This window comes from Verrucosispora sp. NA02020, from assembly GCF_013364215.1.
GTDB lineage: Bacteria > Actinomycetota > Actinomycetes > Mycobacteriales > Micromonosporaceae > Micromonospora.
The window spans coordinates 174,248-188,172 of record NZ_CP054923.1 but is presented as its reverse complement, the minus strand read 5'-3'; the positions used below and the strand labels follow the sequence as shown (position 1 = coordinate 188,172).

Below are 13,925 nucleotides of genomic sequence, written 5' to 3'. Positions count from 1 at the left end.
GGCAGGCGGGTTGGCCAGCGGGCCGGCGGATGGTCCGGCGGGCCGGTTCACCGGGGGCTCGGCCGGCGGGCCGGGTCCGGAGCACGCGATCGTGGTCGACCTCGGGTACGGCGACGCCGGCAAGGGCACGGTCGTGGACTGGCTCTGCGCCACCCGGCCGGTGCACACCGTGGTCCGGTTCAACGGGGGTGCGCAGGCGGCGCACAACGTCGTCCGGCCCGACGGCCGACACCACACCTTCGCGCAGTTCGGTGCCGGCACCTTCCACCCCGGCGTACGCACCCACCTGTCCCGGCACGTCGTGGTGGACCCGCTGGCGCTCGCCGCCGAGGCCGACCACCTCGCCGCCGTCGGGGTGCCCGACGCGTTCGACCGGTTGACCGTGGACGGGGCGGCGCTGCTGGCCACCCCGTACCACCGGGCCGCCAACCGGGCCCGGGAGACAGCCCGGGGAGCCGACCGGCACGGTTCCTGCGGGCAGGGGGTGGGCGAGACTGTCGCGTACGGGCTCGCCCACCCCGACGAGGCACCCCGGGTCGCCGACTGCCGCGACCCGGAGGTGCTGCGCCGACGGTTGACCGCACTCCGGGACCGGCTCACCGCCGAACTCGGGCCGCTGGATGCCCCACCGGTCGCGGACTGCCTGCCGGCGTACCGGGCCTTCGCCGAACGGGTGGCGATCGTCGACGGCTCCTGGCTGGCCGGGGCGCTACGGGCCGGGCCGTGCGTGTTCGAGGGCGCCCAGGGGGTGCTGCTGGACGAGTGGCACGGCTTCCACCCGTACACCACGTGGAGCACCACCACCTTCGCCAACGCCGAGACTCTGCTGGCCGAGGCCGGGCAGGGCGGATCGGCGCTGCGGATCGGGGTGCTGCGGACCGTCACCACCCGGCACGGTCCAGGACCGCTGGTCACCGAGGACCCGTCGCTGCCGCTGACCGACCCGCACAACGCGACGAACCCCTGGCAGGGCCGCTTCCGGTTCGGTCACTTCGACGCCGTCGCGCACGCGTACGCCCTGGCGGTCGCGGGCGGGGTGGACGGCCTGGCGCTGACCCACCTGGATCTCACCGAACGTGATCTCGACCTGCGCATCTGCCGCCGCTACGACGGCCTGGACCGGCTGCTCCCGGGCCCGGCCGGCGACCTCGACCGGCAGGCCGCGCTCACCGCCCGCCTGCTGCGGGCACGCCCGCTCTACGACGCCGGTCCGGCAAACTGGCCCGAGATGATCGGCGAGGCGCTCGGCGCTCCGGTGCTCCTCACCTCGCACGGACCCACCTCTGCCGAGAAGCACGTTCGTAAGGAAGGGCACCTTATTAACGCCTGGTGTAGAGGAAGGGCCCCTTCCTAACAGTCCGTGCCCTGAGCATGGAGACATGGAGGCCGCGCTCGACCTGCTCCGACAGACACTCACCTCACCCTGGGTGTACCTGCTGATCTTCGGGCTCACCGCCGTCGACGCGTTCTTCCCGCTGGTGCCCTCCGAGGCGGCGGTCATCAGCGTCACCGTGCTCGCCACCGGCGGAGAGCCGAACCTGGCGCTGATCGTCGTGGCGGCCACGCTCGGCGCGACCGTCGGAGACCACATCTCGTACGGGATCGGACGCGGAGGTGGGTCGCGCCGGCTCGACCACTCACCGGTGGACAGCCGGCGCCGGGCCGGTTCGGAATGGGCCAGGCGGGCGGTCGACCGGCGCGGCGGCGTCATCCTCATCGCCGCCCGTTACGTCCCGGGCGGGCGGACGGCGGTCACCCTGGCCATGGGCGCCGTCCGTTACCCGCTGCGCCGGTTCTTCCTCTTCGACCTGATCGGCTGCGCCTCGTGGGCGGTGTACTGCGTCCTGCTCGGCATCTTCGGCGGACTCGCCTTCGAACAGCACCCGCTGCACGGCATCCTGGCCGGCATCGGGCTCTCGGTCTCGGTGACGCTGCTGGTGGAGCTGATCCGCTGGCTCCGGCACCGGGCGCACCGGCGGGCGGCGAGCGGTGCGGACGGCGGCTGTTAACAGGGGACCCCGCTACTACCGCAGGCGTTAATAAGGTGCCCTTCCTTACACCTCGGGCGGGTGCCAGCTCACGCCGCGCAGGAGTTGCCCGGCCCCCAGCCAGGCGGCGTTCATCATCCGGGTCGCGGTCTTCTCCGGGTCGGCGTCAGGGTGGTCCGCGAGCCAGTCACCCAGCGACTCAGTCGCCCCGACCAGGGCGTACGCGACTACTTCCAACTCGGTCTCGGCAGCGGTACGTCCCTCGGCCCGCAGCGCGTGGTCCAGCATCCCGGCGACCACCTCGACCATCCTGGCCCGCATCTGGGCCAGTTCCCGGGCGAACGGCTGCTCGGCGCGGGCCTGCCGGTAGAGCACCGACCAACCGTCCCGGTGTGCGCCGACGAAGCCGAAGAACGCCCGCAGGCCACGCCAGAGTCGTTCGTCGGCGGGCAGGTCGGGGACGGCCGCCCCGGCGATGGCCTCCATCATCCGGGTGCCCTCGCGGTGCAGGCAGGCGACGAAGAGTTCTTCCTTGGTGCCGAGGTACGCGTAGACCATGGGCTTGGAGATGCCGGCGTCCTCGGCGATCTCGTCCATGCTGGCGCCGTGGTAGCCGCGCCGGGAGAAGACCCGCACGGCGGCGTCGAGCATCTGCTGCTCGCGTACGGCCCGGGGGAGGCGCTTGAAGGCGGGTGTCGCGGACACCTTGCGAGCATACCTACTGGTGCGTAGGGTTACGCCTGAGTAACCACTGTTCGAGAGGTGCGTTCCATGACTGACTTCGACCCGGCCAACTTCGCCAACATGGGCCCGAAGGAGTTCGCCCAGCTCGTCAAGAGCACCCCGGATAGCAAGCTCGCCGAGATCATGTCGGGCGACCTGCGCGGAAAGATCCTCGGCGAGGTCTTCCGGCGACTGCCGCAGATCTTCCGCGCGGACCGGGCCGGTTCCACCAACGCGGTGATCCACTGGAACATCACCGGCGCCCCCGACGGCGGCACCGACACGTACGAGGTGGTCATCGCCGACGGCACCTGCACGGTCAACGAGACCCCGCAGCACGAGCCGCGACTGGCCCTGACGCTGGGCCCGGTCGAGTTCCTGAAGATCGTCTCGGGTGGCGCCAACCCGGTCATGATGTTCATGACCGGCAAGCTCAAGGCAAAGGGTGACCTGGGGCTGGCCGCCAACATCGCCAACCTCTTCGACATCCCCAAGGCCTGAGATGGTCGAATTCTCGCTCGACCTGAACGAGGAACAGCGGGATCTGCGCGACTGGGTGCACGGCTTCGCCAGCGAGGTCGTGCGCCCGGCCGCCGCCGAGTGGGACGCCCGGGAGGAGACTCCCTGGCCGATCATCGGCGAGGCGGCCAAGGTCGGCCTCTACGGCTTCGAGTTCCTCGCCACCTGCTGGGCCGACCCCACCGGGCTCTCGCTGCCGATCGCCAGCGAGGAGCTGTTCTGGGGAGACGCCGGCATCGGGCTGAGCATCTTCGGCACCTCGCTCGCGGTCGCCGCGATCTATGGCAGCGGCACACCCGACCAGCTCGTCGAGTGGGTGCCGCAGTGCTTCGGTGACGTCGACTCGCCGGCGGTCGCCGCGTTCTGTTCCTCCGAGCCGGAAGCCGGTTCGGACGTCTCCGCGATGCGGACCCGGGCCGAGTACGACGAGGCGACCGACGAGTGGGTGCTGCGCGGCCAGAAGGCGTACGCCACCAACGGTGGGATCGCCGCCGTGCACGTGGTGACCGCCTCGGTCGACCCCGAGCTGGGCTCGCGAGGTCAGGCCGCGTTCGTCGTACCGCCCGGCACCGCCGGCCTCTCCGCCACCCGCAAGCTGCGCAAACTCGGCCTACGGGCATCTCACACAGCGGATGTCTTCCTCGACGACGTGCGGGTGCCCGGCCGGTGCCTGCTCGGCGGCCGGGAGTCGCTGGAGGAGCGGCTGGCCCGGGCCCGGTCCGGGCAACGCGCCTCCGGCCAGGCCGCGATGCGGACGTTCGAGCTGTCCCGACCCACCGTCGGCGCCCAGGCGCTCGGCGTGGCGCGGGCCGCCTACGAGTACGCCCTGGACTACGCCCGGGAACGGGTCCAGTTCGGCCGCCCGATCATCACCAACCAGGCGGTCGCCTTCGCGCTCGCCGACATGAAGACCGAGATCGACGCCGCCCGGCTGCTGGTCTGGCGGGCCTCCTGGATGGGCCGGAACAACCGGCCGTTCACGGCGGGCGAGGGGTCGATGTCCAAGCTCAAGGCCGGCGAGGTGGCGGTAGCGGTCACCGAGAAGGCGGTCCAGTTGCTCGGCGGGGCCGGCTTCCTCCGTGACCACCCGGTCGAGCGGTGGTACCGCGACGCCAAGATCTACACCATCTTCGAGGGCACCTCCGAGATCCAGCGCCTGGTCATCTCCCGGGCGATCTCCGGGATGCAGATCCGCTGACGTCCGGCCGTCCGACACGGACGGCACCCGGCCGGTGCTCCGTACGTGAGCGCCGGCCGGTTCGACGTGGGCGAACCACCCCGCCAGCAGGCAAGATCGGAAGGGTGGGCATCGGGCTGCGGAAGGAGAACTCCGGGCATGGGACTGCCGTTCGTCGTCACCACGTTGACCCGGCGGGGCCTGCTCACTCCGGGCCGGCCGATCCGGGTGGCCGCCCAACTCCACGCGCTGCGTACCTGGGGTTGGAGTCTTGCCGGTGAACTACGTCAGGCGGCGGCCCGCGATCCGGACCGGATCGCGATCGTCGACGAGCACGGCACCGAACTGACCTACGCCGACCTGCTCGACCGCTCGATGCGGCTGGCTCGCGCGTTGCGCGCCGGTGTCGGTGTGCAGGCCGGCGACCGGGTCGCCGTGCTCTGCCGCAACCATGCCGGACTCGTCGAGTCGATCGTCGCCGCCACCCTGCTCGGCGCGGACGCCGTACTGGTCAACACCGGTCTCTCCGCCGCGCAGTTGGCCACCGTGGCGCAGGAGCAACGCATCCGGGTGCTGGTGCACGACGACGAGTTCACCGAGCGCACCCTCGGGCTCCCCGCCGACCTGCACCGCCTCGACGAACGGGCCCGCGAGGACCTGATCGTCACCGCTCTCGCCGGTGAGCTGCACCCACCCGACCGTGACGGCCGGATCATCGTGCTCACCTCCGGCACCACCGGGACGCCCAAGGGCGCCCGCCGGCCCATCCCCAACGGTTTCGGTCCGTTGGTGTCCATCATCGACCGCATCCCGATGCACGTTCGGGACCGCGTCCTCATCGCCGCGCCGGTCTTCCACACCTGGGGGTACGCCGCCCTCCAGGTCTGCTTCGCGTTGCGGGCCACGATCGTGCTGCACCGACGGTTCGACCCGGCCACCACCCTGGACGCCCTGGTCCGGCACCGCTGCCAGGCCCTGTTCGCGGTGCCGGTGATGCTGCAACGGTTGATGGAGGTGCCGGCGCCGGATCCCCGTCCGCCGCTCTCCGTGGTGGCCGTCAGCGGATCGGCGCTGCCCGGCGGTCTCCCGGCAGCCTTCATGGACACCTACGGCGACGTGCTCTACAACCTGTACGGCTCGACAGAGGCGTCCTGGGCCTCCATCGCCACCCCCGTCGACCTGCGTACCGCGCCCACCACCGCCGGACGGCCACCGCACGGGACCCGGCTCGCGATCGTCGACGACGACGGCGAGCCGGTGCCCAGCGGCCGGGTCGGCCGGATCCTGGTCGGCAACGACATGCTCTTCGAGGGCTACACCTCGGGCGCCGACCGGGAACGCCACGACGGCCTGCTGGACACCGGCGACCTGGGCCGGATCAACGCCGACGGACTGCTCTTCGTCGACGGCCGAGCCGACGACATGATCGTCTCTGGTGGGGAGAACGTCTTCCCGGCCGAGGTGGAACAACTCCTCGCCCACCTCCCACAGGTACGCGAGGCCGCCGTCATCGGTGTCCGCGACGCGGAGTACGGCCAGCGGCTCACCGCGTTCCTCGCGCTGCACCCCGGCGAGACGCTCGACGCCGAGGCGGTCCGCGAGTACGTGCGACACTACCTCGCCCGGTTCTCCGTCCCCCGCGACGTCGTCTTCGTCAAGTACCTGCCCCGCAACGCCACCGGCAAGGTGCTCACCCGGGAACTACGCCGCTACTACGGCTGACCGCTCCCGCAGCGTCAGCTGGCCAAACGGCCGGCATCGAGCAACTTTGGCACCTTAAGTTCGATAGGTCTGAATGTTCATGGGATTCTCATTCGTCTTGTCCCGTTGACCACATCCCATCGCCCTCTGTCTAATTGGCGACAGCGATGAGTCCGTCCACAGTTGACTACGGGGGAGGAACGACGAATGGCATCCACGAGCCGTGACGAGGAGGCCGACCAGGGCGAGAGGGCACGGGAACATCTGCATCCTGTGCACGCCACCTATCTCACCACTGCGATGGCGCTCCTGACCGTGCTGCTGTTGGCGGTTCTCGGCGGTTGCAGCAAGACCGACGGTACGGCCATCGCCGGGATCGCGGCGGTAGGAACGATCATGACGGCCGCGTTCGGCGTCGCCGCCGTGTATGCCCGCCGACCGTCCGGCCCCCGGTCCGGCAGCCGTCGTGACGACACGCCGGGGCGATGACCGGCAGCACCCCGCCTGGACGGATGGCAGAACACGTGTATCCGAGATGCTGGATGTAAGGAGGGGTCCCCTGCTAACGCCTACGGCATAGCAGGGGACCCCTCCTTACACGACAGCTCAGCGTTCGCTGACACGACCTATCGCGGCGGCGACTCCGCTGACCCGGTCGGCGAGCAGGCCGAGCGCGCCCACCGCGCGGTCGACCGGATCGTCGCCACCCCCGCCCAGTGCCTTCGAGCGCTGGAAGGCGTCCTTCACCTCGACCCACCGGGCGGCCTGTTCCGGGGTGAGCCGGCCACGCAGCTCGGCGAGCTTGAGCAGGTTCGCCTCCGCACCCGCCGCGAGTGTCTGCGCCTCGCCCAGGTAGTGGTCGTCGATCACCGCCTCCAGCTCCTCGTCGGTGAGCACCGGCACGATCCGCTCGGCGAGCTTGTTCATGTTCCGGTAGGAGCCCTGGAGCTGGAACTGCGGCTCGGTGCGGGCGTCGTCGGACTGGGCGGCCGAGGCGATGTACGCCTGGTTGTTGGCCAGCACCACCTGCTGCACCCGCAGCATCTTGCGCAGCACCGACACCATTTGTTCCAGCTCCACCGGCTGGTACGGGTGGGAGAGCTGGTCGGCACGGACCGAGTCGTCCCCGCGTGCCATCCGGACCAGCAGCTCCAGGTCGCCCCGGTCCCGCCCGGAGAGCGGTGCCAGCACCGGGTTGGCGGTGAGCGCGTTCTCGATGTAGCTGAGCGCGAACGCCTCCTCCCGCCCGGAGAGCACGTCACCGAGGTTCCACACGTCGGCCCGGTTGGCGAGCATGTCCGGGATCCGGAACCGCTTCCCCGACTCGGTGTACGGGTTACCGGCCATGCAGACCGCGAACCGCTTGCCGCGCAGGTCGTACGTGCGGGTGCGGCCCTCCCAGACACCCTCCATCCGGCGCTGCCCGTCACAGAGCGAGATGAACTTCTGCAACAGCTCCGGGTTGGTGTGCTGGATGTCGTCCAGGTAGAGCAGCACGTTGTTGCCCAGCTCCAGGGCGAAGGAGATCTTCTCGACCTCCTGCCGGGCGGTGGCGTCGGGCGCCTCGGCCGGGTCCAGCGAGGTGACCTTGGTGCCCAGGGCCGGCCCGTTGACCTTGACGAAGACCAGTCCGAGTCGGCTGGCGACGTACTCCATCAGGGTCGTCTTGCCGTACCCGGGCGGTGAGATCAGCAGCAGCAGGCCGGACTGGTCGACCCGCTTGCCGTCGCCGGTGGCACCGAGCTGCCGGGCCAGGTTGTCGCCGATCAGCGGCAGGTACACCTCGTCGAGCAGCCGGTTGCGGACGAAGGCGTTCATCACCTTCGGCCGGTACTCCTCCAGCCGCAGGCGGTCCCGCTCGGCGTCCACCAGGGCGTTGCGTCGCCGCTGGTAGTCCCGGTACGCGGGGACCAGGTCGGTGCGGAACGTCCGGGTCCGGGCCAGCATCTCGTCCAGCCGTACGTCGAGCGTGGAGCCGTCGATGCGGGGGTGCGCGCCGAGCAGCCCGCCGACCGTCTCGGTCATCGTCGCCGTGCTGTCCTGCCGGGCCGGCTCCGCACCGCACAGCTCGACGGCGACCGCCTCCGGCAGGTCGTACCCGGACAGGTTGCCGTCGTCGGTGGCCAGGAACGCGGTCAGCCACGCCTCCACCAGCTGGTGACGGCCGGCGAGGTCGTCACCGAGGGCACGCAGGTCGTCGTCGAACTCGCGGGACGACCGCGACTGCGGGCCGCCGAGTGCCCGGCGGAACCGGTCCAGCAGGGCCCGCGCCCCGCCACCGGTGACGAACCGCACCGGCGGTGAGGACAGTTCCTCGAACAGGTACTCGCCGGCCACCGCCGTCCCAGCGGGCGGCACCGGGAGTCCGGCGGACCGCAGGAACGTCTCGGCCGCCTCGGCGAGCTGCGCGCCGAGCCGGTCGGCGGCGTCCTCCCCCTCGGGACGGCCGAACCGCTGCCGGGCGCGGGCCAGCGAGGCGGCCCGGGCGGTCCAGGCGGACCGGGTCGGTTCGTCGGTGCCGTACCGCCAGAACAACTGCGCGGCGGCCCGGTCGGCCGGCGGGTAACGCAGCAGCCCGGCACCGGCGTGCAGGCGCAGCAGCATCCGCAGGATCTCGGCGGCGTCGTGGTCGTGCACGCCGCGCTCGTACCCCTCGTCGTAACGGGTCTCGGCGATCCGCCGCACCAGGTCCCGCAGCCCGTTCGCGTCCACCGCCGCGGTGTGCAGCGCGTCCAGGGTGAGCCCGTCACGACCCGCCTCGGCGGCGGCCAGGATCGCCGTGGCCAGGTACTCGGCCCGGTACACCTGCGCCGACTCGGAGACCAGCAGCTGGTCCCAGAACCGCCGGGTCTGCTGGAACTCCTCGTCGCGCACCGGTGCGCGGTAGTCGGTGCCGGTCACCGCCACCACCATGCGGCCCTCGGCCGGCACCACCGCCACGTCCACCGGTTGCGTGTTCACCGCGAAGCGGTGCCGGCCCAGCCGGATCGTCTCGCCACCGTCGGCGTACAGGTCGAGGCGGTCGCGCAGACCGCGACCGGACTCCTGGCGAGCGGCCCGGATCCGGCCGTCCAACTCCTCGGCCCGCACCGCGTCGCCGAGGGTACGCAGTTCCTCCACCACCGAGCGGAGCTTGCCCACCATCGGGTCGGCCGCGAAGTAGGTGTTGATCTCGTCCAGTGAGCCGAGCGTGCCGGCCCGCCGCTGCACGCTGACCAGGATCCGCTCGGCCGACCCGACCAGCCGGTCGGCCCGCCGGGACCGCTCGTCCAGCAAGGCCTGCTTGCGCGCCGAGAACGCCTCGTAGATGTCGGTACGCCGGGTCGACAGCTCGGTGAGGAAGTCGTCGAACTCGCCGAACCGGGACTCCAGCTCCTCCACGCGCAGCAGCAGCCGGCCGAGTTGCTCGTCGCAGCGTTCGGCGGTGTCCGCCGCCGCCAGCGCCCCGGTCACCGCCTGCCCGAGCAGGGCGAACTCGGCGGCGAAACCGGCCCGGCCCTCCACCGCGGCCAGTTCCTGGCGTCGCTTGTCGAGCACTGCCCGGGCCCGGTTGACCGCGCCCAGCACCTCACCGACCCGGCCCAGGATGCCGGTCCGTACGGTCGCGTCGGCGATGTCCAGCCCACCGACGACGTCGGTGATGGTCTGCAGGCCGTCGGTACGGGCGGCCAGCTCGTCGCGGACGGTGCCGGCCTCGGCCACGGTGCCGATCTCGGCGGCCCGCGCGGCGAGTCGATCCACCTCCTGCTGGTAGCCGGTGAACGCCTCGTCACGGCGGAGGAACTCGACCGCGCGTCGACCGGCGACCGACAGTTCCTCGTCCAGCCGGGCGGCCAGCTCGTCGATCCGGTCGTGGTCGACGTACCGCAGTTCGCGCAACGACTCCAGGTGTCCGCGCGCCCGACGCAACCCACCGAGCTGGGTGACCCAGTCGTCGGCGGTCAGCGGCGCCTCGCCCCGGGCCCGGCGGGCCAGCGAGGCGATCTGCTCGGCGCTCTCGTCCAGTTCGGCGCGGGCCTGCTCGGTGAGCGTACGGACCTTCTCGTGCTCCTCCAGCACGGAGCTGGCGGTACGCCGCAGACCGCTCAGCGGGGTGGCCAGGTCACCCAGCTCGTCCTCGCCGAGCCAGTGGAAGTGGTCGGTGATCCGGGCACAGGCCGCGATCAGCGCCTCGTACACCCCGGCGGTGGCGCTGCCCTGCACCATCCGCGCCGCCGAGAGGCAGTCCGAGATGCCGCGTACCAGGTCGGCGTTGCCGATCCGCTCCAGCGGACCGGTGCCGGCCGGCTGCGCCGCCGCGTACGCGTCGGAGACGTACGGCGTCTGCCAGATCTGCATCGGGTGGACCCGGGTCGGCTCCTCGGAGACGGCCCGGAACACCACGAGCGTGCCGTCGTCGAAGAGGGAGAAGCCGTGGCAAGGGATCGGCGCGGCCACCTCCTTGCGGATCGCGTTGTACGGCAGCAGCAGCGAGCGCCCCTCGGCCCGGGCGTGGAAGACGTAGAGCACGTCCTCACCGTTCGGCGAGCGCACCACCCGCTCGAACTCCAGGTCGGCGACCTCGGTGTCGAAGGTGCGGGTGACGCCGGTCGCCAGGTGGTACCCGCCCGGGAAGATGATGCCGTGGTCCTCGGGCAGCCGCTGGCAGGCCACCCCGATGCCGTCGAGGCGGACCACCTCCCGGGTGAGCGTGTTGAAGACCAGGTGCCGCCACTGCGTCTCCTTGTACGGCAGGATCCGCAGCAGGATCAGCGGACCCACCCGGGCCCACTGCACGTCGGCGTCGGCCAGGCTCTGCAACGGCTCGTCCACCGGCTCGCTGTAGATGCCCTCGCCGACCTCGGTGTTGTTCTCCACCTTGACGGTCAGCGTGCCGCCCACCGTCTCGACGAAGACCTCGCCGTCGATGTCGATGTGCGGGTGCCGGCCGAGGACGTGGTCCTGCCGGGTCGTCTCGATCCACTCGAAGTCGTGGCTCGGCGGGAAGACGTGGTCCCGCTCCCCCCGGCTGTCCAGGTACTCCGGGATGCCGTCCACGCCGACCTGCCAGCGCAGCACCCGGATGTCCTCGGTACGCGGCCCGGTCTGGAACACCGCCAGCAGCCGGGCGTCGACGCGGCGCAGTTGCAGCAGGCGCGCCTGCCGGTAGTAGCGGTACAGCTCGCTGAAGTCCCGGACGAACTGCGGGTGCCGCAGCAGGCCGGGCAACTCGTCCTGACCGGCCTCGTCGAACCGGAAGGCGACCTCCTCCGATTCACCCTCGCGCTGTTCGCGGGTGAATCGGTGCAGCGAGAAGACGTCGTCGACGGTCGTCTCCGGCTTCAGGCCGATGAAGACGTTGTAGCCGAACAGCATCAGCCCGCCGACCGGGACGAGGTCCCGGGGCACGCAGTTGTGCTCCGTACGGATCCGCTCGGTGCTCAGCAGCCGCAGCTCGGTGCTGCCGAAGACCTCCAGCCGGCGGGCGTTGAGCGACTCGGCCCGCCGGGCCAACTCGGCGGCCTGCCCGGCGAGGCGCTTGCGCAGCACCTCGTAGCTGCCGTCGTCCAGCCCGGGCCGGGTACCGCCGTCCGACACGACCTCGGCCGGATCGGGTCCGTCGCCGGACCGGCCCGCCGGGGCCGGCCCGGCGGCACCGGGCATACGCCCGGTGGTCGCCGGACCGGCGGTCGGCTCACTCACCGGCGGGCTGCCGCGAACCGGTGAGGGCGGCGACCGGGGTGTCCGCCACACCCAGGCGCTGCGCGGCCTTCAGCAGCTCCTGGAGCTTGCCCTTGTCGGCACCGCCGGAGCGCATCTGCTGCGCCAGGAACGCCGACAGCGTGAGGTTCTGCACGTCGGCGGTGTTCAGCGAGCCGATCATCCGGGTCAGGTCGTCGGTGAAGCTGGCTTTGCCGTCCAGCCACGGTTGGGCGAGGTTCTTCGCCACGTCCGAGTGGGCCACGAAGCTGTCCACGCTCTTGCCGAACGAGATCGAGCTGAGCAGCCGGTCGAAGAAGACACTGTCCCCACCGACGATGTCGATGTTCGCCTTCTCCAGACCGGTGGAGACCAGGGCGGCCTGTGCCTCGGCGACCTGCCGCTGGGTGTCCAGCCCGGCGAGCCGGACCTCCTTCTCCAGTTCCAGGCGCAACCGGTACTCCTCGTGCTCGCGGGTCGCGTCGTCCAGCGCGGCCATCGCGGCGGCCTTCTCGGTGAGACCCTCGGCCTCGCCCTTCAGCTTCTCGCGCACCGCGTCGGCGGCGAGCAGCGCCTTCTCCCGCTCCACCGCGACCTCGGCCCGGCCGACCTTCTCGATGGCCTCGGCACTGCGCTCCTTGACCTGCACCTCGGCCAGGCCGGCCGCTGCGGTCTCGGCCTGGACTCCCTCGGCCAGCCGGATCTTCGCCCGGGCGTCCAGTTCTGCGGCCTGCTGCCGGGCCTCGGCCAGCACCAGTTCCTCGCGGGCCTTGTACTTCGCCGCCGCCTCGGCGGCCTCCGCCGCCTTGATGTCCTTGACCAGGCTCTCCTGCGCCTCGGCCTCGGCCTGGATGACCACCGCCTGGCGGGTCCGCTCGGCCTCCTCGACCACGCGCAGCCGCTTGATGTTCTCCTCCTGCTCGGCCACGGTCTTCTCCACCGCGATCCGCTCCCGGACGACCTCGGCGATGGCCCGCTTCTCGGCCTCCACCTCCTTGTCCTTGGCGATCGTGCTCAGCTCGGTCTCCCGCTCCCGGCCGATCACCTCCAGCATGCGGTCCTTCTCGATCCGCTCGGTCTCGATGGCGATGACCCGCTCGCGGTTCTTCTCCGCGACCGCGATCTCCCGCGCCCGGTTCTCGTGCTGGACGCCCAACTGCTCGTCGGTACGGATGTTCGCCGTCTCGGCCCGCAGCCGCTCCTCGGCGCGTACCCGGGTGGTCTCGGCCTGCTCGCGGGCCCGCACGGTCTCGATCTCGCGCTGCTGCTTGGCCTCGGCGTCGGCCTGCCGCCGCTCCAGTTCGAGGATCGCCTCCTTGGCGTCCACGTTCTGGCGGGTGATCTCCTTCTCCTCGCTGCGCCGGAACTCGTTCGTCCGGACGTGCTCCTGCGTGGTCAGCTCGGTGATCTTCCGGATGCCCTGGGCGTCGAGGATGTTCTTCGGGTCGAGCTGCGACATCGGCGTCTGCTCGAGGAAGTCGATCGCCGCGTCCTCCAGGCTGTAGCCGTTGAGGTCGGTGCCGATGACCCGGATGATCTGGTCGCGGAACTCGTCACGCTTGGTGTAGAGGTCGACGAAGTCGAGCTGCTTGCCGACGGTCTTCAGCGCCTCGGAGAACTTCGCGTTGAACAGCTCCTGGAGCGTCTCCCGGTCGCTGGCCCGCGCGGTGCCGATCGCCTGCGCCACCTTGATGACGTCCTCGTTCGTCTTGTTCACCCGGACGAAGAAGGTGATCCGGATGTCGGCCCGGATGTTGTCGCGGCAGATCAGACCCTCGTTGCCGGTCCGTTCGATGTCGATCGTCTTGACCGAGATGTCCATGATCTCGGCCTTGTGCAGCACCGGCATCACCACCGCGCCGGTGAAGGTCACGTCGACCCGCCGGATCTTGGAGATGATCAGCGCCTTGCCCTGCTCGACCTTGCGGAACAGCCGACTGACCATGAACACCACGCCGAGCGCGACGAGCAGGACGACGGCGAGGAGTACACCGATTCCGGTGGTGATCACTTCCATGGTTGGGCGCGCGGACGGCGGCAGCCGGCGACGGGGCCGGGGCGGGGCGCCGCGCATCCTCCTTTCGAGGGGATACGTCAGGGGCAGCGTGGCGGGCGGGCCGGACGAAGGGGGTTCGCAC

The 13,925-nt window shown here is 71.1% G+C and carries 9 protein-coding genes; 6 read left to right on the top strand and 3 right to left on the bottom strand.

Features of this window, described 5'->3' with window-relative positions:
- Positions 1–88 precede the first annotated feature (88 nt).
- Entirely contained in the window at positions 89–1,354 is a 1,266-nt protein-coding gene (locus HUT12_RS00845; protein WP_254877015.1) for an adenylosuccinate synthetase, read from the top strand.
- Positions 1,355–1,379: 25 nt separating this feature from the next.
- Entirely contained in the window at positions 1,380–2,009 is a 630-nt protein-coding gene (locus HUT12_RS00840) for a DedA family protein (protein ID WP_131054697.1), read from the top strand.
- Positions 2,010–2,054: 45 nt separating this feature from the next.
- Here the strand turns inward: HUT12_RS00840 and HUT12_RS00835 are convergent, their stop codons facing one another.
- Positions 2,055–2,693, bottom strand: coding sequence for a TetR/AcrR family transcriptional regulator (locus HUT12_RS00835; RefSeq protein WP_176092258.1), 639 nt, complete (start codon positions 2,691–2,693; stop codon positions 2,055–2,057).
- Positions 2,694–2,759: 66 nt separating this feature from the next.
- On the opposite strand from HUT12_RS00835, the gene HUT12_RS00830 reads away from it, so the two are divergent.
- The 4 genes from HUT12_RS00830 (at position 2,760) to HUT12_RS00815 (ending at position 6,597) form a co-directional block, all read left to right on the top strand.
- Complete coding sequence (locus HUT12_RS00830; RefSeq protein WP_131054696.1) at positions 2,760–3,212, top strand: SCP2 sterol-binding domain-containing protein; 453 nt, start codon at positions 2,760–2,762, stop codon at positions 3,210–3,212.
- 1 nt (position 3,213) lies between these two features.
- Positions 3,214–4,428 carry an acyl-CoA dehydrogenase family protein gene (locus HUT12_RS00825; RefSeq protein ID WP_176092257.1) on the top strand — a complete coding sequence of 405 codons (1,215 nt, stop codon included), beginning with the start codon at positions 3,214–3,216 and terminating at the stop codon, positions 4,426–4,428.
- 138 nt (positions 4,429–4,566) lie between these two features.
- Positions 4,567–6,129, top strand: coding sequence for an AMP-binding protein (locus tag HUT12_RS00820; protein WP_131054694.1), 1,563 nt, complete (start codon positions 4,567–4,569; stop codon positions 6,127–6,129).
- Between the two features lie 186 nt (positions 6,130–6,315).
- Positions 6,316–6,597, top strand: a complete 282-nt coding sequence (locus HUT12_RS00815) for a hypothetical protein (RefSeq protein WP_131054693.1) — start codon at positions 6,316–6,318, stop codon at positions 6,595–6,597.
- 117 nt (positions 6,598–6,714) lie between these two features.
- Here HUT12_RS00815 and HUT12_RS00810 read toward each other — a convergent pair whose 3' ends face one another.
- Positions 6,715–11,790 (bottom strand): DNA repair ATPase, encoded by a 5,076-nt coding sequence (locus HUT12_RS00810; protein WP_254876691.1) that lies wholly within the window; start codon positions 11,788–11,790, stop codon positions 6,715–6,717.
- On the bottom strand, positions 11,783–13,804 hold the full coding sequence (locus tag HUT12_RS00805) for a flotillin family protein (protein WP_176092256.1): 2,022 nt from the start codon (positions 13,802–13,804) through the stop codon (positions 11,783–11,785). Before HUT12_RS00805 ends, HUT12_RS00810 begins: the two co-directional genes overlap by 8 nt.
- Positions 13,805–13,925 lie beyond the last annotated feature (121 nt).